Source organism: Micromonospora sp. NPDC127501 (assembly GCF_040302185.1).
Taxonomy (GTDB): Bacteria; Actinomycetota; Actinomycetes; order Mycobacteriales; family Micromonosporaceae; genus Micromonospora.
Window position 1 is genome coordinate 178,477 of sequence record NZ_JBEORJ010000006.1, and the last position, 20,360, is coordinate 198,836.

Here is a 20,360-nt window from a genome sequence, read left to right on the forward strand (position 1 = left end):
CGTGCCGGAGGCAGAAACGACGAGACCCGTTACCGGATATCCGGTAACGGGTCAGCTGATCCCGCTGGTATAGATGGTGGGCGATACTGGGTTTGAACCAGTGACCTCTTCCGTGTCAAGGAAGCGCGCTCCCACTGCGCCAATCGCCCGTGGCGGCCCCGTGGGGCGCATCGCGAGCGGACGACGGGATTCGAACCCGCGACCCTCACCTTGGCAAGGTGATGCGCTACCAGCTGCGCTACGTCCGCACGTCCCCGGCAAGCGCCGGCGACAGGTGAACTCTACCCGATGCCAAGATCGCTTGGCACGGCACCCTGGCCCGTCGCGGTTGCGCTGGTCCCGGCCGGGGTACTGAAGCTCTCGACAGCGCACCACACCCCCTTAAGGAGGCTGTCGTGGGTATCGGCACCAGCATCTTCCTGATCGCGCTCGGCGCGATCCTCACCTTCGCACTGGACGCGAGCGTCGGCGGCATCAACCTCGACGTGGTCGGCTGGATCCTGATGGGCGCCGGCGTGCTCGGCCTGATCATGACCACGCTGATCTGGGGTCGCCGCCGCCAGGTCGTCACCACCACCGAGCAGCCGGTGGAGTACCGCCAGGTCGAGGAGCGGCGGGACATCGCGCCGCCGCTGTGACCGACCAGCTCCATCGCTGGCGCAGCCGCCAGCTCACCGTGGTTCCGGACCGGCCGGCCGCCTCATCGAAGGCGGCCGGCCAGTCCGCAAACACGATCGGTGGCAGCGCAGGAGGGACACGCGCGGCGTGTCGAGTGACGGAACTGCCAGCGTTCAAGAACGCGGGACACGCTAGCCCAGGCAGGCGAGCGCGACCTCGGCGTAACGCGTCAGCGCCGCCCGGTCCGGGTTGATGGCACCCATCACCCGCAGGCCCTGAAGGCTGGTGACCAGAAAGCCGGCCAGGTCGGTGGCGCTGCGGTCGGTGGTGATCTGACCGCGCAACTGCGCCTCGGCGAGCAGGTCGTAGAGCGCCAACTCCAGGGACTGGGTGGTCGAGCGAAGCCGCTCGGCGACCCGCACATCCTGGTGCGCCCGTTCCATCGACGCCCCGACGATGAGGCAGGAGAGGTGGCGGCCGTCGCCGGTGATGTCGTCCACCGCGCCGATGAACACCTCACGGATGACCGCCCGCGCGTCGTTGCCCGAGCGCAGCAGATCGACCATCGGTGTGGCGTAGCGCTGCCGGTACAGGTCGAGCACCGCCAGGTAGAGGCCGTCCTTGCTGCCGAACGCCGCGTAGATCGAGCCGCTGCCCAGGCCTGTCGCCTCGGAGAGGTCCCGCATGGAGGTGCCCTCGTAGCCCTTGCTCCGGAACACGTCCATGGCAGCGTCGACCGCGGCGTCGAGGTCGAACTCACGGGTGCGGGCCATGGCTGAACGCTACCCGCTATCTGGAACGATCGACAAAGTACCGCCGGTCACAGCCGCCGATCCGAGCCGTTTCCGCTGGCCGAGAGGTGTGCAGACCCCGCGTTACGATCCAGATCATGGAGTCTCTCGACACGGTGCTGGCCGCGCACCGGGCGTACCTGCTCGGTTGGAACATCGGTGTCGCCGGAGGGCCGGACCTCCCGACCTACCGCAGTGACGTGCCGCACGCACCCCTCAACGGCGTGCTGCGAGTGCTCGGGCGCACACCGCAGGACGCGCTCACCGAGGCCCGGAAGCGCCTGCACGGCGTACCCCGCATCTGGTGGGTCGGCCCGGACAGCGACGCCGGCACGGCGGACGGCCTGGCCTCCCTCGGCGCGGCGCAGGTCGCCCGCATGCCGATCATGACGGTGGGGATCGGGGCGGTTGCCGAGGTGCCGACTCCGGCCGGCGTGCAGATCGCCGAGACCACCGACCTCGCCATGTTTGTCCCGGCCTATGCCCGGGTGTCCGGGATACCGGCGGACGGTGTGGCGGCGACGATCGAAAGGGAGAAGGCGTTCACCGGCGACGGCACCGTGCTCCGGTTGGCCGGCCGCCTCGATGACGGCCGGATCGTCGCGACTGCCGTCGCCTGGATCAGCCACGGTCTGGTCACCCTCTACTTCGTCGGCACCCAGCCGGAGCAGCGCCGCAGGGGCATCGGCGCGGCCATGACCAGGGCCGCCATCGAGCTGGCTGGCGAGCGGGGTGCCCGCACCGCCGCCCTCACCTCGTCGGCAGTCGGCGAGTCGGTCTACCGCGGCCTCGGCTTCCGGCCGGTGGGCGAGTTCCGCCTGTTGACCTTCTGAAGGCGAGCGCCCGAGCTGGCGAGCCCGAGTGGATCACGGGCTGGCCGCCCACCGGAAACCATTGACTACGGGGTTCAGACAGCGTTGTCTTTTACTGGCGCCTGGGGAGGTACGACAGTGATCGACGATGTGTCCCTCGTGTTCTGCGTGACCGCCGACGTGTCGGTGCGCGAGCGGATGGTGCGGCGCCTGGACGGACTGGGCACCCTGGTGATCTGCACCGACCTCGCGGAGTTGCAGGCGATGATCGGCGGGCCGGTCATCAGCGGGCCGGAGCGGCTCCCCACCCCCACGGCGTCCGCCCACGCTCCAGCCGCCGGCGTGGCCGGGCAGATCAAGTTCGGTGACCTCACCATCGACCCGCTCGACCATCGGGTGACGTGGCGCGGAGAACCGCTGGCCCTGACCCGGCTCGAGCGCAACCTGCTCACCCAACTCGCCACCGCACCGGTCGGAGTCTGGACGTACCAGAGGCTCTTCGAATCGGTCTGGGGCTGCGCGTTCCTCGGCGACACGTCGATCCTGCACTCGGCCGTGAAGCGGTTACGTCGCAAACTGCACGCCGTCGACGATGCCCTGCGCGTGCACACCGTGCGGGGTATCGGCTACCGGCTCAGCGTCGACTGACGACGTGGCGCCACAAGCGAAACGGCTCGTCACCGGGTCTTCCGGTAACGAGCCGTTCTCCTCTGGTGGGCGATACTGGGTTTGAACCAGTGACCTCTTCCGTGTCAAGGAAGCGCGCTCCCACTGCGCCAATCGCCCGTGCTTGTTGCCGAGGTGGGGACGGGATTTGAACCCGCGTACACGGCTTTGCAGGCCGTTGCCTCGCCTCTCGGCCACCCCACCGAGGTTGCCCCCGTCATGCGTGGCGGCAGCTCCGAGCGGACGACGGGATTCGAACCCGCGACCCTCACCTTGGCAAGGTGATGCGCTACCAGCTGCGCTACGTCCGCACGCCCCCGGACGTTCCCGGGTGACGGATGAGAACTTTAGCCGAGTGGGTGTTTGACTGCCAACTCGGGGTCGCCTCGGCGCGTCCCGGGTGGCCGGGGCTGGAGCGGAGTCACCGTCGGCGGGCTTCCTAGGGGGCTGGCCTGGTGCCCGAATCCAGCACGGACCGTCACACTCCGACATTCCTCGGCAATGATCGTCATCATCGCGTCGTATGCCCGATCATCGACGTCTCCGGGACTCGACACGGGGCGGCGGACCTCGGTGAACACTCCCCCTTGGAACGACCGACGACACCCGAAAGAAGTGTCCGGCTTCCGACTGTCACCGCGTCGATCGGCGCGCGGTGGTAACTGTTCGTGTTCAGTCGGATGGGCTACGGTAACGGTCGTGACGAGACGTGCGGCCGAGATCCGCCTGGATGCCCTGCTGCGCACCGCCTGCGACGTGATCGTGGAGCGCGGTCTGGCCAACACCCGGACGGCGGACGTGGCGAATGCCGCGGGCGTGAGTCAGGCGTTGGTCTTCTACCACTTTGCCACCAAGGAACGGCTGCTCGCGCAGGCCTTCGCGTACGCGGTCGAGCAGGATCTGGCCCGGCTCGACGCGGTGACCCGCTCGTCGGCCGCACCGCTGACCAAGCTCCGCCGGATCCTCAAGCTCTACACGCCGGCCGGGCGGGCGACCTCCTGGTCGATGTGGATCGACGGCTGGTCCGAGTCGCTGCGTACCCCCGAGTTGGAGAAGGTCTCCCGGCGGCTCGACCTGCGCTGGCGGCAGGACCTGGCCGCGGTGATCACCGCCGGGGTGGCCGACGGCACCTTCCAGTGCGCCGACCCCGACGGGGCCGCCTGGCGGATCAGCGCGGTGATGGACGGCCTCGCCGTCCAACTCGCCGTGCACGACCGGGTGATCTCCCGCCGCCAGTTCGGCGAGTGGGTCCGACTGGTCACCTCCCGAGAGCTCGGCCTGGACCCGGCCGACCTGGACTGAGCTGGGAAGCCAGCACCGATCCCCCGCACCGGGCCGGGCAAAACGCGCTCGGTCCGCCCCGTCGACCGGAACAATCGGCAGCATGGACCTCCTGGAGGCGTACCGCCGGAGCCTGGCCGAATTCATCGACCGGGTGGATCAGATCGAGCCCGGCCAGTGGTCCGACCCGACGCCCTGCTCGGACTGGGACGTCCGCACGCTCGTCAACCACGTGGTGACCGAGGACCGGTGGAGCGTTCCGCTGCTCGCCGGCCGGACCATCGACGAGGTCGGCGACCGGCTCGACGGTGACCAACTCGGCGCCGACCCGATCGCGGCGGCTCGGGAGGCCGCCGCGCAGGCCGAGGTCGCCGCCACCCACCCCGGCACCATCGATCGCACAGTGCACCTCTCCGGCGGCGACACCCCGGCCAGGGAGTACCTCCGGCAACTCCTCGCCGAGCACCTCGTGCACGGCTGGGACGTGGCCGTGGCGATCGGCGCGCAGCCACGGCTCGACCCGGACGCGGTGCACGCCGCCGCCCAGTGGTTCGCCGGCCAGATCGACACCTACCGGCGCAACAACCTGGTCCACACCGGCGTCCAGGTGCCCAACGACGCCGACGAGCAGGACCACCTGCTGGCCGCGTTCGGCCGCGACCCCGACTGGGCGCCGAGCGACTGAGCAAATCTCGATCTGTTCGTGCGACAGCGGCTCGGGACCTTGCCGTGACCTCGGGAGACTGATATCCACAGATGCGCATGCGTTACCGCGCATCTGTGGTCGGCGACTGGCCGACCATCTCGCTCCCACGAGGAGGTCCCGTGCCACAACCGGAGTGGTCACCCCCGATGAGCCGGCGTCGACGCCGGCTCATCGCCATCCTGGCGACGACGGCGACGGTCGCCGCGCTGCTCCCCACCGGCGTGAGCACCGCGGCCCCCACCGGCGGCGCGGCGTCCGCCGAGCGCCGGTCCGGGCCGTTCGCCGAGGGACACACGCCCGCCGACGCCGACAACCGCACCGGTACGGCGGCACCCGACGCCCGCCAACGCGGGCTGGCCCGCGCCGTCGACCCCGATGTCCGGTGGAACCGACTCGGCACCCCGCAGGCGCTCGGCCCCGGCCGCACCCCGCTGGCCAGCGGGCTGCCCACCGACCCGGAGGCCGCCGCCCGCGCCTACCTGGCCGCCAACCACGACCTGTTCGGCATGGACGCCGCCACGGTGGCCAGCATGGAACGGGTGCTGGTCCGACCAATCGGCAGCGGCACCGTGGTCACCCTCCGGCAACGCTTCGGCGACCTGCCCGCCGGGCCGGACGGCCTCGTCACCCTCGCGGTCGCCGACGGCGCGGTGCTCTCGGTCAGCTCCTCGCTGGCCCGCAACACCGGCACGCCGGCGCCGGCCACCCGCACGGCCGAGCAGGCGTACGCCGCCGCGCTCGCCGACGCCAAGCTGACCGCCGACGCGGTGGCCAGCCACACCATCCGGTCGGTGGCCGTTCCCACCCCGCTGGACGGGCCACGGGCCGCCTACGAGGTGACCATGATCGGCGCGGACACCGAGCACCCGGCCGCGTTCACCAGCTACGTGGACGGCGGCACCGGGCAGGTGCTGGTCCGCGAGGACCTCGTCGACTTCGACTCCGACAACCCGAGCTGGGCGGTCTTCCCGGCCACCCCGCCCCGCGACCTCGGCCCCGGGCAGGACCCCCGGGTGCGCTGGTGCGGCGACCCGGCCCCCGGCTGCCAGGCCGCCTTCCGGGACCCGGCCACCGGTCAACCCTGGGACGTCGACGCGGCCACCGGCACGCCGACCTTCACCTCGCGCGGCAACTCGGCCAACACGGTGTTGTCCTGGGGTGCGAACACGCCGGTCGTGCCGGCCCCCACCAGCCCGGAACGCCGCTACGAGTACCCCTTCACCGACCAGTGGCACCAGGCTCGGTGCAACCCGGCGGTGTTCACCTCCGCACAGCGCAACGACGCGGACGCGTCGATCGCCAACCTCTTCGCCATGCACAACCGGATGCACGACTGGTCGTACCAGCTGGGCTTCACCGAGTCGGCGTGGAACCTCCAGGCGGTCAACCTCACCCCGTCCGGGCTGGGCGGTGACGCCGAGCAGGGCCGCGCCCAGCAGGGCGCGCTGAGCGGCAACCGGAACAACGCCAACCAGGGCACCCCGCGCGACGGGCTGCCGCCGACCACCAACATGTACCTCTGGCAGCCACAGGCCGGCGGGCCCTACCCGCCGTGCGTGGACGGCGACTACGACATGACGGTGATCGGTCACGAGTACACCCACGCGATCACCAACCGGATGATCGCCGGCCCGGACAGCGGGATCAGCGGCCACCAGGGCGGGTCGATGGGTGAGTCCTGGGGCGACCTGCTCGCCGCCGAGTACCTCTTCCAGCACGGGCTGCGCGCGCCCGGCGAGACGCCGTTCATCACCGGCGGCTACGTCACGGGCAACCTGGTCAGTGGCATCCGCAACTACGACCTGAGCCGCAGCCCGCTCAACTACTCCGACATCGGCTACAACACCGCCGGCCCGGCCGTGCACGCCGACGGGGAGATCTGGGGTGCCACCAACTTCCGAGTCCGCTCCGCCCTGGTGAAGCGGTACGGCCTCGGCACCCCGCAACGGCAGCTCGACTGCGCGCTGGGCAAGGTCGCGGCAGATCAGTGCCCGGGCAACCGGCGCTGGTCACAGCTGGTCTTCGACTCGTTCCTGCTCCAGGCCGCCAGCCAGGTCAGCATGCTCGACATGCGCGACAACATGCTCACCGCCGACCTGCTCCGCTTCGGCGGCGCGAACCAGGACCTGATCTGGGCCGAGTTCGCGCGCTCCGGGATGGGCCGGGACGCCGCCACCAACGGTGCCGGCGACACCGACCCGACGCCGAGTTTCGCCTCACCGCGCGGTGGCAACGCGACGCTCACCCTGCGTCCGCGCGGGGACAGCGCCGAAGCGCCGATCCGGGTGTACGTGGGGGCGTACGAGGCGCGGGCCGTGCCGGTGGCCGACACCGACCCGGCGACGCCGATCCCGGACACCGTGGAGATGGTGGCCGGCACGTACGACCTGCTCGCCGTGGCCCCCGGGTTCGGGCACCAGCGGCTCAGCGTGGTCGCCAAGGCCGGTCAGGACGGGTACATCGATCTGCGGATGAGCCGCAACCTCGCCTCCACGGCGTCCGGCGCCACCGTCACCGGCGACGGGGTCAACCTGGACCGGGTCGTCGACGACACCGAGGCGACGAACTGGGCCTCCCTGGACGGGGTCGCCGGCCGGCAGCTCACCGTGGCGCTGCCGGGCGACGCCCCGCAGACGGTCAAGCGGGTGAACGTCAGCGCGATGCTGCGCCCGGCGATCACCGGCGACGCCGACACCGGCGCCCAGAACGCGCTCACCGCCCTGCGCTCGTTCGCGGTGTCCGCCTGCGACGCGACGACCACCGACTGCGCGGATCCGACGCGTTGGCAGCGCATCTACACCAGTGCGGGGGACGCGTTCCCCGGCGGGGCGTACCGGGCGTACAGCCGCGACATCAACCTCCGGACGTTCGCGGTACCCACCACCCTCGCCACCCACCTGCGCCTCGAGGTGCTGGCGAGCCAGTGCACCGGTGGCCCGCACTACGCGGGCGAGCAGGACGACGACCCGGCCACCACGACGGACTGCGCGACCGCCAGCCCGGCCCGCAGCCAGGTCAGGATCGCCGAGTTCCAGGCGTTCTCGAAGTGACACAGTGGGGCCGGCGGATGTCCGCCGGCCCCACTGTCCTCGATCAGCACTCTGCACCAGGGATCGGCGACGCCGGACCGTTCCCAGCGCGGGCCTCGATCAGCGGTGCGCTCGGCGCCAGGGGTCGGCGACCGCCGGGCGCTCCCAGCGCCGGTCCACCGGGGGACCCTCGCCCCCGTCGACGTCCCCGGCCGCGGCCCGGGTCAGGTGCCGCAGCCTCAGCAGCAGCCCCACCCCGAGGAAGAGCAGCAGCCCGCCGAGCAGGAAGGCGACCTGCACCACGCCGAACGCGCCGGACTGCGAGACCGGGCGGTTGGCCGCCGGTGGCACGGCCTCGGCCGGGTACTCCGCGCCCGGCTCCTCCGTCGCCGTACTCTCGCCCTCGGCCGGCGCGCTCGCGGATTCGGTGGGCTCCGGCGGGGTCGCCGTCGGCTTCGGTGTACTGGTCGGAGCGCCGCCCACCCCCACCACCGAGCGGGTGGCGGTCTGCCGGGCCAGCAGGCGCAGGTTGGCGTCGTACGCCTCGGCTGCGAGGGTGACCCGCCCCTGGGTGACGTCCTCGGCGAAGGCCACCCGGTAGCGCGCCGTGACCGTGCGGCCCGGGCAGAGCGTGCCCGGGTCGAGCTGCCGGTCGGTCAACCGGGCCACGTCACCTTCGGTACGGATCTCCAGCGGAAAGTCGCCGGTCTCCTCCACCCGGTCCATCTTCACCTGGTCGAGCCGGAGGCCCCCCTGCACGCTGAGCACCATCGACCAGCGCACCTTCGCGCACCTGGCGCGCCGATCCGTCTGGGAGACCACCGCGGAGATCGTCCGCACCTGCTCGCCGGCCGTGAACCGTCCCGGCAGGCCGCTCATCTCGGTGGTGAAGGCCGCCTGTGCCGGGGCGGCCACCGCCAGCTCCACCCCGCTCAGACAGGCCAGCACCACCCCTGCCCTCAGCGCATACCGCCACACCGTCACCACCGCCGTCCTCCGTTCGGTTGCCTCCACCCCGCAACGCTAGAAGCGGGGCACCGCGCCGACCAGACGGGTGTGTTCGCACCGGACGGCAAGGACGGGGTGGCTTTTCACCGACCGTGGTGAACCGGTCACCGCTCCCCCGCGACACGCCGGGAGCCGGGCCGCTGGGAGAATCACGCCGTGTCCGAGCTCTCCAGCACGTTCGTCCGGCTGCACGCCCGGCTGGCCCCGGTCCCCTTCGTTCCCGAGGTGCGGCTGCACCAGGCGGACGAGCCGATCGGCCTGTGGGAGCTGACCGAGGGCGAGTTCTCCAGCGACCGGCCGCCGCCGTTCTGGGCGTTCGCCTGGGCCGGCGGGCAGGCCCTCGCCCGCCACGTCACCGACCACCCGGAGCTGGTCGCCGGCCGGCGGGTGCTCGACCTCGCCTCCGGCTCCGGTCTGGTGGCCATCGCCGCCGCCCGCGCCGGCGCGGCGTCCGTGCGGGCCGTCGAGGTGGACGAGCTGGCGGTGGCGGCGGTCGCCCTCAACGCCGAGGCCAACGGGGTACGCGTCGACGCCGAGTTCGGCGACATCCTCGACGGTGACGCCGGGGACGCCGAGGTGGTGCTCGCCGGAGACGTCTTCTACAGCGAGGCGATGGCCCGCCGGGTGCTGCGGTTCCTGCTGCGCGCCGCCCGGGCCGGCGCGCCGGCGCTGGTCGGTGACCCTGGCCGGGCGTTCCTGCCCCGGGACCGCTTCGACGAGGTGGCCGGGTACGACGTGCCGGTGCCGGAGGCGCTGGAGAGCGTGCGGGTGAAGCGCACCACCGTCTGGCGGCTGCGGGCCGGGCTGCCGGGAGCCTCCAGCTAGCGTGTCCGGGTGCTGTTCCGCAGCTGGGCGCAGGTGGCCGACCCCGCATGGCCGGACGTGGCCCGGGTGCCGGACCACGTCGGCGGCACCCACCTGGTCGTGACCCGGCACGCGCTGGTCCGCCAGGTCCTCGCCGACCCGGTCACCTACCGGCCGGACAACGCGCTGGACGCGGTGACACCGATGCCGGTGACCGCGCTGCGGGTGCTCGCCGGGCACCGGTTCCGGCTGCCGCCGACCCTGGCGAACAACTCGGGCGTCAGCCATCCGCAGATCCGGGCGATCGTCGCGGAGGCGTTGCACCCCGCCCGGGTGGCCGCGCAGCGGCAGTGGCTCACCGCGCTGGTCCGGGACCGGGTCGCCCGGATCGACGCCGCGCTCGACGCCGGTGCGCCGGTCGACCTGTACGCGGACCTCGCCGCCGACCTGCCGCTGCTGGTGCTGGCCCGGCTGGTCGAGTTGCCGGACGCGCCGGTCGGCGCGGTCAAGGAGTTCGCCCGCGCCGCGTTGGAGCTGTTCTGGGCACCACTGGACGCCGACCGGCAGGTGGCGCTCGCCGCCGAGGTGGGCCGGTTCCACCGGGTCCTGCGTGACTTCGCGGCCGTCGGTGGCGGTCTGGCCGCCGAGCTGCGCGCGGCCGGGCACCCGCCGGACGTGGTGGTCGGCGCGCTCTTCTTCCTGTTGGTCGCCGGGCAGGAGACCACCTCGCAGTTCCTCACCCTGCTACTGCACCGGCTGGCCAACGAGCCCTCGGTCCGGGCCGGCCTGCGCACCGGCGAGGTCGCGGTGGCCGACGTGGTGGAGGAGGGATTGCGGCTGGAACCACCGATCGTCACCTGGCGGCGGGTGGCGACCACGGAGAGCACGCTGGGCGGCACGCAGGTCCCGGCGGGCAGCAGCCTCGTGCTGTGGCTGGGCCGCGCCGGTCGGGACCCGGCAATCGTGGAGTCGCCCGACGAGTTCCGTCCGGGCCAGCGTGGATCCCGCCGACACCTGGCGTTCGGGGCGGGCGCGCACCGCTGTGTCGGGGACGTGCTGGCCCGGATGGAGGCGGCCGTCGTGGTGGCCGAGGCCGCGCCTCTGCTGGACGGGGTGACAGTGCTCCGCCCGCCCTGGTGCCCGGACAATCTCACCTTCCGGATGCCGGACGCGTTCGTGGTCCGCCGCTCCCCCGGGGTCACCGAAACCTGACATCCGCTCGGTATGTTTCCGGGCGTGTCAGCCATCCCCACCCGCCGGATCCCTGCCGTCGTAACGCTTCTGGCCCTGCTGGCGTTGACTGCCTGCACAGTCGGTCCCGGCCACCCGGCGCACGCTCGGCAGATCACCGCGGCCCAGCCGACTCCGTCCGCACCGGCGCCGACCGTCTCGGCCTCGCCGTCGGTGACCGCGAAGCCCGCGTTCAAGAGCCTGGCCTGGTACGTGTCCCAGGTGCCGACGTTTCCCGAGGCGCCGCTGCCGCAACCGGTGGCGTTGCCCGCGACCGGTTCGGCGGCGTTCTGGCACCGCCTGCCGACCGACCAGAAGGTCGCCTTCATCACCATCGACGACGGTGGGTTGGCCCGCCCGCCGGGAGTGATCGACTTCATCTGGGAGGCGCGCATCCCGGTGACGATGTTCCTCAACTCGCCAGCGGCGGAGGAGCACACCGACTACTTCCGGCAGATCGAGGCGGTGGGCGGCGTCGTGGAGAACCACACCATCACACACAACTCGCTGGCCGGCCGGTCGTACGACTACCAGAAGCAGGAGATCTGCGGTGCCGCCGACAAGTTGGAGGGGCTGTTCGGCAAGCGGCCCACACTGTTCCGGCCACCGTTCGGTGAGCATGACAGCACCACACTGAAGGCCGCGCACGACTGCGGCGCGAAGGCGGTCTTCCACTGGACCGAGACCGTCCACGAGGGAAAGGTGCGCTACCAGACCCCGGAGAAGGTGGTCCAACCCGGCGACGTGCTGCTGATGCACTTCCGACCGGCGCTGATGGACGACCTGCTCGCGGCGTTGAAGGCGATCCACCGGGCCGGGCTCACGCCGGCGCTGCTGGAGCAGTACGTACGGTGATCAGCCCGCCACCGTCCTGACGAAAGTCAGGGGTGGGTGGTGCCGTTCGGGCGCGGCGGAGCGGCAGGCCGCTCGCCTAGCGTCAGCGCATGATCACATTACGTGGGTTGACGAAACGGTTCGGGTCGACCGTCGCGGTCGACGCGCTGACCGTCGACATCGCGCCCGGCCGGGTCACCGGTTTCCTCGGGCCGAACGGCGCCGGCAAGTCCACCACCATGCGGATGATCCTCGGGCTGGACCGTCCCACCGCCGGGCAGGCCCTGGTGGGCGGGCGCGCGTACCGGGAATTGCGCCGGCCGCTGCACGAGGTGGGCGCGCTGCTCGACGCCCGGGCCATCCACCCGGCCCGGTCCGGCCGGGCGCACCTGCGGGCCATGGCGCACAGCAACGGCATCCCGACCCGCCGGGTCGACGAGGTGTTGGACACCGTCGGGCTGGACGGACGGGCCGCCGCCAAGCCGGGGCGGACGCTCTCGCTCGGCATGGGCCAACGGCTCGGCATCGCCGGCGCGCTGCTCGGCGACCCGCCGGTGCTGATGTTCGACGAGCCGGTGAACGGGCTCGACCCGGACGGGGTGCGCTGGGTGCGGCAGCTGATGCGCTCACTGGCCGACGAGGGGCGCACGATCTTCGTTTCCAGCCACCTCATGAGCGAGATGCAGCTCACCGCCGACCAGCTCGTGGTGATCGGCCGGGGGCGACTGCTCGCCGACGAGCCGATCGGCGAGGTGATCGCCCGCAGCACCGTCGCGGTCCGGGTCCGCAGCCCGCACCCGGACGGGCTGGCCGCGCTGGCCGCGCGCCTCACCGCCGCCGGGGCGAGCGTCGAGGCGGCCGACCGGAACGAGCTGACCGTCACCGGCGCCACCGCCGACCAGGTCGGCGACCTGGCCCACGAACTGGGGGTACGACTGCACGAGCTGAGCGCGCACGCCGCGTCGCTGGAGCAGGCGTTCATGGAGCTGACCGCCGACAGCGTCGAGTACGCGGGTGGTCCGACCGGAGGTGGGGCGCGATGAGCACCAGCACCAGCACCCGTCACGGCGCCGTGGCCGCCGAGTGGACCAAGCTCTCCTCGGTACGGAGCACCTGGTGGACGGCGCTGGCCGGGCTGCTGGTGATGGCCGCGAGCGCCGGCCAGCTGGCCATCTACGCGGCGAACGACAACACCAACGACGACCCGACCGACGACCGGGGGATGGTCACCGTCGGCAGCGTGCTGATCGATTCGGTCGAGTTGACCCAGTACGTGGTGCTGGCGCTGGGCCTGCTCGCGATCACCGCCGAGTTCACCAGTGGCACCATCCGCACGACGTTGCAGTGCACCCCGTCCCGTGGTCGCGTACTGCTGGCCAAGGCCGCGGTCGCCGGGGCGGTCACCTTCGCGCTCGGGCTGCTGCTCGGCGGCATGGGTGCCCTGGTCGCCCGGCCGGTGCTCGGCGAGTGGGGCAGCGCCCCGGCCGCCGACACGATCGGCGACATCGTGGCGGTGGCGACCTACCTGGCGCTGATCGGTGTGCTCGCCCTGGGACTCGGGGCCGCGTTGCGCAGTGCGGTGCTCACGCTCACCGTCCTCCTCGCCACCCTGATGATCGTGCCGCTGTCGCTCCAGGAGCCGGACATCGACGTGCTGAACCGGATCGCCGACGTGTTCCCGGGCGTGGCCGGCGGGCACTTCCTGGCCGGCGACACCGAGCCGTACCCGCCCCTGGTCGGACTGCTCCTGCTCGCCGGGTGGGCCGCCGCCGCGCTGCTGCTGGGCCGGGCCGCGCTGCGCCGCCGCGACGCGTAAGGGATGTCGGCTGAGTGGGGGCTCCCCGGCCCCCGCTCAGCCGTCGACCAACCCCGCCTCGTACGCCAGGATCGCCGCCTGTACCCGGTTGCGTACGTCCAGCCGGGTGAAGATGCTGGTCAGGTAACTCTTCACGGTGCCCTCCACGAGGTGCAGCCGGCGGGCGATCTCGGCGTTGGAGAGGCCCGCCCCGACCAGGGCCAGCACCTCCCGTTCCCGCTCGGTCAGCTCCGCCGCACGCTCGCGGGCGGCGGGTCGACGGGCCAGCCGGTCTGCCCCCAGCTCGATCACCCGGCGGGCCACCCTCGGCGACAGGTACGCCCCACCGTCGGCGACGGCGTGCACACCGGCGATCAGCTCACGCGGGTCGCCGGCCTTGAGGAGGAACCCGCTGGCACCGTGCCCGAGCGCCCGTGCCACGTGGTCGTCCTCGCCGAAGGTGGTCAGCATGATGGTCGCGGTGTCCGGCACGATCCGGCGGATCTCGGCCGCGGCGGCCAACCCGTCCAGCCGCGGCATCCGGATGTCCAGCAGCGCGACCCGGGGTCGGTGGGCCCGGACCAGCTCCACCGCCGCGTGCCCGTCGCCGGCCTCGGCGACCACCTCGATGCCGGGATCGCTGGCGAGGATGGCCCGGACACCGGCCCGGATCATCGCCTCGTCGTCGGCCAGTACCACCCGGATCGGCGGTGCCCCCGTCGTGTCGGTGTCCACTACGCGATCCACTCCTTGCTGACCAGCCGGCCGTCGGTGAAGCAGAGTCGCCAGGTCGGCGCGGCGAGGGGGAAGTTGCCGTCGGTGTAGTACTCGCAGCCGGCCTGGTCGACCGGTGTCGGGCGTTCCAACTGCCGCCGGGGCAGCCCGACCAGCTCGGACCGGGCCGCGCCGACGCGCATCTGGTCGAAGGTGGCCCGGTCCAGCACCGTCCCGGCGGTCGCCACCGGGTAGTAGACGAACGAGAGCACCAGGGCGAAACCAATCGGGGCGACGAGCGCCACCAGCAGGCTGCGTCGAACCCGCCGCCGGGCGTCGTGCAGCCGCCGCTCGGCGTCCACCGGCCGCTCCGCCGGACCGGGCCGCTCGTCGGACCAGGACGTCGCCCCGGCCTCGGCCGCCGACCCGATCGCCTCCGGCGTCGCCGCAGTGGCCGGCAACACCGCCCGTACCGCGAACCCGCCGTCGGCCCGGTGGCCGGCGTCGAGCGTCCCGCCGGCGAGGCGGACCCGCTCGGCGAGGGCGAGCAGCCCACTGCCCTGCGACGGCGGGGCGGGCAGCGGCCCGGCCGGCGGTGCGTCGTTGACGACTGTCACCTCGACCCGGTCACCGTCGCGGGTGAGGCGCACGTCGACCGCGGCACCCGGCGCGTACCGGGCCGCGTTGGTCAGCGCCTCGCGCACGATCCGGTGCGCCGCGTGCCCGGTCATCGCCGGTAGGTCCGCGACCACCGGGGCGGTGTCCAGCCGTACCGCCATCCCGGCCTCCCGGGCACCGTCGACCAGGTCGGCCACGGTCTCCCCGCTCGGACGCAGCGACGCGCCAGCCTCCTCGCGGAGCACCCCGATGATCTCGTGCAGTCGCTCGGTGGCGGCGGAGACGCTGGCCCGCAACTCCCCCGCCGCGGCCCGGTGCCGGTCGTCCAGGTCGGCGGCGACCTCCAGGGCGGCGGCGCGCAACGCGATCAGGCTGAGGTCGTGACCGAGCGAGTCGTGCATCTCCCCGGCGATCCGGGCCCGCTCACGCAGCCGGATCCGCTCGGCGGCACCCCGCTGCTCGCGGGTCAGCGCGTCGACGTGCCGGCGGCCGGCGTCGGTCAACTCCTGCTGCTGGCGGCGGTACCGGCCGACCAACCAGGGAAACACGGCGGCGAAGAGCAGCACCGAGGCGAGCAGGAACCAGGTGGCCGCGCCGGCGCCGAGCAGCCCCAGGTTGAGCGCCGTGCCACCGGCCGTGATCAGCACGAAGACCATGATCGCTGGACCCACTGTGGCGCTGCGCCGCCCGGCGAGATAACTGAAGACCGGAATCGCGAACACGAAGTTGCCGTCGACCAACGACCCGAGCACGGCCAGCACCAGGGCGACCAACGGCTGACGTCGACTCGCCACCACCGCCACACTGAGCACCAGCAGCTTGCCGACCAGCAGCGGCAGCGTGTACCGCGTATAGGGCGGGCTGACCTCGGCGTAGCCGACCGGGGCGACCACCACCGCCCAGAGCAGCACGTCCAGCAGCAGGCGACGCCGCCGGTGCAGCCAACCCGGCGGCGCGAAGTCGAGGATCCGCACGGCGGTCAGGCTACCCACGCCCGACCTGCGCGGACACCGACGAAAGTCAGGTGTTCAGCCGCTCTCCTCGGCCCAGACCCGCCAGTCGTCGAGCACGCCGTGCAGGGCCGGGGTGAGCCAACCCGGCGCGGACCGCCGGAACACGCCCGGGTCCATCGCGCCAGCGCCGTCGGGCAGCGCGCCGAGCAGGTTCGGCACCAGGTCGGTGAGGTTCGTCCAGTGCACCAGCTCCGGCCGGGCCGGCCAGGCACCGATCACCACGCCGGCCGGCACCGCCCTACGGTCCAGCGCCTCCAGGGTCAACGCGGTGTGGTTGAGCGTGCCCAACCCGGCGCGCGCGACCACCACCGCGGGCGCGCCGAGCGACACCGCCAGGTCGGCCATCGTCCACGGCTCCCCCGACGGCCGCAGCCCCATCGGAACCAGCAAACCACCCGCGCCCTCGATCAGCACGAGGTCGTGCTTGTCGGCCTCCGCACGGACGGCGTCCACCGCCGTGTACAACTCCAGCGGCGGCAGGTCCGCTACCCGCGCGGCGGCCAACGGGGCGAGCGGATCCGGGTAGCTGGCCAGGGTTCGACCGGTCAGCGGCGCGGCCAGCCGGTTCACCGCGTCCACATCGCCGGGCTCACCGCCGGCCGTACCGGTCTGACCGGGTTTGACCACCGCCACCCGCAGCCCGGCGGCCTGCGCGGCCGCCGCGATCGCCGCGGTCACCACCGTCTTGCCGACCTCGGTGTCCGTCCCGGTAACCAGCACCGACCCCGCCCACCCGGTCATGGGGCACAGTCCACGATGACGTCCAACGCCCGCTCGAACGCCGCCCGGGGCACCCCCGCGCTGACCGTGAGGCGCAGGCGGGAGCGGCTGTCCGGGGTGGATGGCGGCCGGAAACAGCCCACCGCGACGCCCCGGTCCCGGCAGTCCGCGGCCCACGCGGTCGCCGCCTCCGGCCCCGGGGCGGTCACCGAGATCACCGCCGCGTCCGGGGCGGAGACGGTCAGCCCGGCCGCCCGCAGTCGACCGACCGCCAGTCCCACCCGGTCGGAGAGCTCGGAGCGCCGGTCGTCGCCGGCCTGGGCGAGCCGTAATGCGGCGTGCACACCGGCGGCGACCGCCGGCGGCAGTGCCGTGTCGAAGATGAACGTGCGCCCGGTCTCGACCAGATGCCGGACGAACTCGGCCGGGCCGGCGACAACGCCACCCGCGCCACCGAGCGCCTTGGACAGGGTGGCGGTCACCACCACGTCCGGCTCGCCGGCCAGCCCGGTGGCCGCCACCGCGCCCGCGCCGGCCGGGCCGGTCAGGCCCAGCGCGTGCGCGTCGTCGACCAGCAGCAGCGCGCCGTGACGGCGGGCCACGGCGTGCAGCCGAGCCAGCGGGGCGAGATCACCGTCCACCGAGAAGACCGACTCCGTCACCACCACCGCCGGGCGGCCGGGAGCGGCCGCCAGCGCGGCGGCTACCGCGTCGACGTCGGCGTGCGGGGTGACCACCGTCTCCGCGCCGGAGATGCGGCAGCCGTCGATCAGCGACGCGTGGTTGTGCGCGTCGGAGACGAGCAGCGTCCGAGGTTGGACGAGCGCCCGCAGCGCGCCGAGGTTGGCCAGGTAGCCGGAGGAGAAGACCAGGGCGCCGTCGGTGCCCAGCCAGCGGGCCAGGTCCTCTTCCAGCACCCGGTGCGCGGCGGTGGAGCCCCGGACCAGTCGCGACCCGGTCGCCCCCAGCCCGTACGCCGACAGGGCCGCCGTGGCCGCGGCGACGACGTCCGGATGGGTGGCCAGGCCGAGGTAGTCGTTGCCGGCCAGATCGGTCATCTGATCGTCGGCCGGACGCGGATGCAGTCGCCTGGTGAGCCCGGCCTTCGCCCGCAGCTCCGCGCGGCGGTCGAGCGCCGCCAGCCAGTCCGCCACCGTCACCCTCCCCCGCTGTGCGTGCCGGTCAGCCCGACACCCGCCGGGCGAAATTACCACCCGCCGCCACCGGCCCGACGATTCCACTCGGTGCGAGCTGTCCACGAGCTGCCAGGGCATTCCGGCTGATCGGGAGGCCCAAGGCCTGTGCGAGAGCCCCCGGCCGGCCCGCGACGGGCCCAGACAACGACCGGCCGCGTTGGATGTTCGTCGGGATACAACGCCGGTATCCGGACGAACATCCGCCTCGCCGGACCGCCACCCGGACTCCGTCTCGGCTCGACCGGGGGCTCTCGCACAGGCCTAGTAGGGTACGAGCCATGCCAGAGATCCTCGACCAGGCCCGGACCCAGGTCCTGGGTGACGGTGTCGGCCTCGATCAGGCCGGCGTCCTCGCCGTGCTGAACCTGCCCGACGAGCACCTGCCCGCCGCCCTCCAGCTCGCTCACGACGTGCGGATGCGCTGGTGCGGCCCGGAGGTCGAGGTCGAGGGCATCGTCTCGCTCAAGACCGGCGGTTGCCCGGAAGACTGCCACTTCTGCTCGCAGTCGGGCCTGTTCACCTCGCCGGTGCGCTCGGTCTGGCTGGACATCCCGTCGTTGGTCGAGGCTGCGAAGCAGACCGCCGCGACCGGGGCCACCGAGTTCTGCATCGTCGCGGCGGTCCGCGGTCCGGACGCCCGGCTGATGAAGCAGATGCGTGAGGGCGTCGCCGCCATCAAGGCGGAGGTCGACATCCAGGTCGCCGCGTCGCTGGGCATGCTCAGCAAGGAGCAGGTCGACGACCTGGTCGACATGGGCGTGCACCGTTACAACCACAATCTGGAGACCTGCCGGTCGTACTTCCCCAACGTGGTCACCACGCACTCGTGGGAGGAGCGCTGGGAGACGCTGCGGATGGTGCGCGACTCCGGCATGGAGGTGTGCTGTGGTGGCATCCTCGGCCTCGGTGAGACCGTCGAGCAGCGGGCCGAGTTCGCCGCGCAGCTCGCCGAGCTGAACCCGCACGAGGTGCCGCTCAACTTCCTCAACCCGCGTCCCGGCACCCCGCTGGGTGACCGTCCGGTGGTGGAGGGCAAGGACGCGCTGCGGGCCATCGCCGCGTTCCGGCTGGCCATGCCGCGCACCATCCTGCGCTACGCCGGTGGTCGCGAGATCACCCTCGGCGACCTCGGCACCCGCGATGGTCTGCTCGGTGGCATCAACGCGGTGATCGTCGGCAACTACCTGACCACGCTGGGTCGACCGGCGACGGCCGACCTGGAGTTGCTGGACGAGTTGAAGATGCCGGTCAAGGCGCTCTCCGCCACGCTGTGACGACCATGACGACGACGGAGCTGTGGTGCGACCGGTGCGGTGAGTCGGCGACGGCCACCGCCCACCCGGGCTGCGCGTCGGCCCGCCAGTTGGAGCCGCCCCGGTTCTGCCCCCGCTGCCGTCGCCGGATGAAGGTGCAGGTGCTGCCGGTGGGCTGGTCGGCGGTCTGCGTCGAGCACGGCGAGATCCGGGGCTGAGCCGGTGCTGCGAGGGCGGGCGGTGACACTACGACCGGCGACGGTCGCGGACGTGCCGGCCCTCGCCGCGATCCGGGCCGACCCGGAGGTGCGCCGGTGGTGGCGGGGCGGCGACGACCTGGCCGACTCCGTGCGCGCCGACCTCGCCGACGGCGACCTGCACGTGTACGCGATCGAGCACGACGGTCGGGTCGTCGGCGCGATCCAGTGGTACGCCGAGGCGGACCCGGACTACCGGCACGCCAGCCTGGACGTCTTCCTCGACCCGGCGGAGCGCGGCGCCGGCCTCGGCGGTGACGCCATCCGCACCCTGGCCCGACACCTGATCGACGAGTACGGCCACCACCGCTTCACCATCGACCCGGCCGCGGCGAACAGCGCCGCCATCCGGGCGTACGCGAAGGTTGGTTTTCGCCCGGTGGGGGTGCTGCGCCGCTACGAGCGCGGCGCGGACGGCCGCTGGCACGACGGCCTGTTGATGGACCTGCTCGCCGACGACCTCGTGGAGTGACTCAGGCGTCGTCCCACAGCAGGTGACCGTCGGGCAGTCGGCGGGCGCCCTCGGCCGGCCGGTGCGGGCTGAGGCGGCCGTCCGGCATCAGGTGCGCCACGGGGACTCCGTTGCCCAGCGTCGCGACGTCGGCGATCAACCGCCGGTGGCAGCGCCACCACACGCTCTCGCTGCACATGATCGCGGTGGTCCGACGATCCGCCTCGGCGAGCACCTCGGCGAGCGCGTCGTCGAACTCGGCCGTCCGGGTGTGGGCGGCGTACGCCCGGAACGCCGCGACCGTCCACCAGGTGTCCGGCTCCGGCTCCCCGGCCGGCACGTGCCGTCGTCCGCCGAGCCGTGGCTCCCACCGGTAGTCGACGCCGCACTCGGGCAGCCACCGTTCGAGTTCCTCGCGGCGGACGTCCGGATTGGTGCGGCTGGCTGGGTATCGCCGCACGTCCACCACCTGGGCTATCCCGGCTCCGGTCAGCAACTCTCCCAGCCGGCCTCGATCGGCCGCGCCGTGTCCCACGGTCAGCAACTCCCGCACGACCGTGACAT

The 20,360-nt window shown here is 72.7% G+C and carries 21 protein-coding genes and 5 tRNA genes; 14 read left to right on the forward strand and 12 right to left on the reverse strand.

The window, feature by feature from the left end:
- Positions 1 to 74: 74 nt before the first annotated feature.
- Both ABTW72_RS15970 and ABTW72_RS15975 read right to left on the reverse strand, forming a co-directional pair.
- Positions 75 to 149: transfer RNA gene (locus ABTW72_RS15970), tRNA-Val, on the reverse strand.
- Positions 150 to 175: 26 nt separating this feature from the next.
- A tRNA-Gly gene (locus ABTW72_RS15975) sits at positions 176 to 248 on the reverse strand.
- Between the two features lie 147 nt (positions 249 to 395).
- Here ABTW72_RS15975 and ABTW72_RS15980 point away from each other — a divergent pair.
- Entirely contained in the window at positions 396 to 638 is a 243-nt protein-coding gene (locus ABTW72_RS15980) for a DUF6458 family protein (RefSeq protein ID WP_091400768.1), read from the forward strand.
- A gap of 171 nt (positions 639 to 809) precedes the next feature.
- On the opposite strand, the gene ABTW72_RS15985 is transcribed toward ABTW72_RS15980, so the two are convergent.
- Positions 810 to 1,391: a TetR/AcrR family transcriptional regulator gene (locus ABTW72_RS15985; RefSeq protein ID WP_350859358.1), complete on the reverse strand. Its 582-nt coding sequence runs from the start codon at positions 1,389 to 1,391 to the stop codon at positions 810 to 812.
- Positions 1,392 to 1,507: 116 nt separating this feature from the next.
- Between ABTW72_RS15985 and ABTW72_RS15990 the strand changes: the two genes are divergently transcribed.
- Positions 1,508 to 2,242: a GNAT family N-acetyltransferase gene (locus ABTW72_RS15990; RefSeq protein ID WP_350859361.1), complete on the forward strand. Its 735-nt coding sequence runs from the start codon at positions 1,508 to 1,510 to the stop codon at positions 2,240 to 2,242.
- A gap of 177 nt (positions 2,243 to 2,419) precedes the next feature.
- On the forward strand, positions 2,420 to 2,869 hold the full coding sequence (locus tag ABTW72_RS15995; RefSeq protein ID WP_502892216.1) for a winged helix-turn-helix domain-containing protein: 450 nt from the start codon (positions 2,420 to 2,422) through the stop codon (positions 2,867 to 2,869).
- Between the two features lie 63 nt (positions 2,870 to 2,932).
- On the opposite strand, the gene ABTW72_RS16000 is transcribed toward ABTW72_RS15995, so the two are convergent.
- From ABTW72_RS16000 to ABTW72_RS16010, 3 genes are all read right to left on the reverse strand, one after another.
- Positions 2,933 to 3,007: transfer RNA gene (locus tag ABTW72_RS16000), tRNA-Val, on the reverse strand.
- A 13-nt stretch (positions 3,008 to 3,020) separates the two neighbouring features.
- Positions 3,021 to 3,091, reverse strand: a tRNA-Cys gene (locus tag ABTW72_RS16005).
- Positions 3,092 to 3,125: 34 nt separating this feature from the next.
- Positions 3,126 to 3,198, reverse strand: a tRNA-Gly gene (locus tag ABTW72_RS16010).
- A 388-nt stretch (positions 3,199 to 3,586) separates the two neighbouring features.
- On the opposite strand from ABTW72_RS16010, the gene ABTW72_RS16015 reads away from it, so the two are divergent.
- The 3 genes from ABTW72_RS16015 (at position 3,587) to ABTW72_RS16025 (ending at position 7,924) form a co-directional block, all read left to right on the forward strand.
- Positions 3,587 to 4,189 carry a TetR/AcrR family transcriptional regulator gene (locus ABTW72_RS16015; protein ID WP_091400759.1) on the forward strand — a complete coding sequence of 201 codons (603 nt, stop codon included), beginning with the start codon at positions 3,587 to 3,589 and terminating at the stop codon, positions 4,187 to 4,189.
- Positions 4,190 to 4,271: 82 nt separating this feature from the next.
- On the forward strand, positions 4,272 to 4,853 hold the full coding sequence (locus tag ABTW72_RS16020; protein WP_350859364.1) for a TIGR03086 family metal-binding protein: 582 nt from the start codon (positions 4,272 to 4,274) through the stop codon (positions 4,851 to 4,853).
- Between the two features lie 140 nt (positions 4,854 to 4,993).
- Positions 4,994 to 7,924: a M36 family metallopeptidase gene (locus tag ABTW72_RS16025; RefSeq protein WP_350859367.1), complete on the forward strand. Its 2,931-nt coding sequence runs from the start codon at positions 4,994 to 4,996 to the stop codon at positions 7,922 to 7,924.
- A gap of 99 nt (positions 7,925 to 8,023) precedes the next feature.
- On the opposite strand, the gene ABTW72_RS16030 is transcribed toward ABTW72_RS16025, so the two are convergent.
- Positions 8,024 to 8,917, reverse strand: coding sequence for a hypothetical protein (locus tag ABTW72_RS16030; protein WP_350859370.1), 894 nt, complete (start codon positions 8,915 to 8,917; stop codon positions 8,024 to 8,026).
- Between the two features lie 150 nt (positions 8,918 to 9,067).
- On the opposite strand from ABTW72_RS16030, the gene ABTW72_RS16035 reads away from it, so the two are divergent.
- The 5 genes from ABTW72_RS16035 to ABTW72_RS16055 all read left to right on the forward strand — a co-directional run bounded on the left by ABTW72_RS16035 (position 9,068) and on the right by ABTW72_RS16055 (position 13,595).
- Entirely contained in the window at positions 9,068 to 9,736 is a 669-nt protein-coding gene (locus tag ABTW72_RS16035) for a class I SAM-dependent methyltransferase (protein ID WP_350859373.1), read from the forward strand.
- Positions 9,737 to 9,745: 9 nt separating this feature from the next.
- Complete coding sequence (locus ABTW72_RS16040) at positions 9,746 to 10,927, forward strand: cytochrome P450 (protein ID WP_350859376.1); 1,182 nt, start codon at positions 9,746 to 9,748, stop codon at positions 10,925 to 10,927.
- Positions 10,928 to 10,951: 24 nt separating this feature from the next.
- Positions 10,952 to 11,800, forward strand: coding sequence for a polysaccharide deacetylase family protein (locus ABTW72_RS16045; protein WP_350859379.1), 849 nt, complete (start codon positions 10,952 to 10,954; stop codon positions 11,798 to 11,800).
- A gap of 89 nt (positions 11,801 to 11,889) precedes the next feature.
- On the forward strand, positions 11,890 to 12,822 hold the full coding sequence (locus tag ABTW72_RS16050) for an ABC transporter ATP-binding protein (RefSeq protein WP_091400745.1): 933 nt from the start codon (positions 11,890 to 11,892) through the stop codon (positions 12,820 to 12,822).
- Positions 12,819 to 13,595: an ABC transporter permease subunit gene (locus tag ABTW72_RS16055; protein ID WP_350859382.1), complete on the forward strand. Its 777-nt coding sequence runs from the start codon at positions 12,819 to 12,821 to the stop codon at positions 13,593 to 13,595. The genes ABTW72_RS16050 and ABTW72_RS16055 overlap by 4 nt, the downstream gene beginning before the upstream one ends.
- Before the next feature lie 36 nt (positions 13,596 to 13,631).
- Here the strand turns inward: ABTW72_RS16055 and ABTW72_RS16060 are convergent, their stop codons facing one another.
- From ABTW72_RS16060 to ABTW72_RS16075, 4 genes are read right to left on the reverse strand one after another with little or no spacing between them, the layout of a single operon-like run.
- Positions 13,632 to 14,309: a response regulator transcription factor gene (locus tag ABTW72_RS16060; protein WP_350859384.1), complete on the reverse strand. Its 678-nt coding sequence runs from the start codon at positions 14,307 to 14,309 to the stop codon at positions 13,632 to 13,634.
- Entirely contained in the window at positions 14,309 to 15,880 is a 1,572-nt protein-coding gene (locus ABTW72_RS16065; RefSeq protein ID WP_350859387.1) for a sensor histidine kinase, read from the reverse strand. The genes ABTW72_RS16060 and ABTW72_RS16065 overlap by 1 nt, the downstream gene beginning before the upstream one ends.
- A 54-nt stretch (positions 15,881 to 15,934) precedes the next feature.
- Positions 15,935 to 16,660: a dethiobiotin synthase gene (gene bioD / locus ABTW72_RS16070; RefSeq protein ID WP_238671926.1), complete on the reverse strand. Its 726-nt coding sequence runs from the start codon at positions 16,658 to 16,660 to the stop codon at positions 15,935 to 15,937.
- Positions 16,657 to 17,793, reverse strand: coding sequence for an 8-amino-7-oxononanoate synthase (locus ABTW72_RS16075; RefSeq protein WP_350859390.1), 1,137 nt, complete (start codon positions 17,791 to 17,793; stop codon positions 16,657 to 16,659). The genes bioD and ABTW72_RS16075 overlap by 4 nt, the downstream gene beginning before the upstream one ends.
- 320 nt (positions 17,794 to 18,113) lie before the next feature.
- Between ABTW72_RS16075 and bioB the strand changes: the two genes are divergently transcribed.
- From bioB to ABTW72_RS16090, 3 genes are read left to right on the forward strand one after another with little or no spacing between them, the layout of a single operon-like run.
- A complete protein-coding gene (gene bioB, locus ABTW72_RS16080) occupies positions 18,114 to 19,109 on the forward strand; it encodes a biotin synthase BioB (protein ID WP_112585025.1) in 996 nt (331 codons plus the stop codon).
- 5 nt (positions 19,110 to 19,114) lie between these two features.
- Positions 19,115 to 19,306 (forward strand): biotin synthase auxiliary protein BsaP, encoded by a 192-nt coding sequence (bsaP, locus tag ABTW72_RS16085; protein WP_112675545.1) that lies wholly within the window; start codon positions 19,115 to 19,117, stop codon positions 19,304 to 19,306.
- Between the two features lie 4 nt (positions 19,307 to 19,310).
- Entirely contained in the window at positions 19,311 to 19,817 is a 507-nt protein-coding gene (locus ABTW72_RS16090) for a GNAT family N-acetyltransferase (RefSeq protein ID WP_350859393.1), read from the forward strand.
- Position 19,818: 1 nt separating this feature from the next.
- Here the strand turns inward: ABTW72_RS16090 and ABTW72_RS16095 are convergent, their stop codons facing one another.
- A complete protein-coding gene (locus ABTW72_RS16095) occupies positions 19,819 to 20,349 on the reverse strand; it encodes a DUF488 domain-containing protein (protein ID WP_350859395.1) in 531 nt (176 codons plus the stop codon).
- Positions 20,350 to 20,360 lie beyond the last annotated feature (11 nt).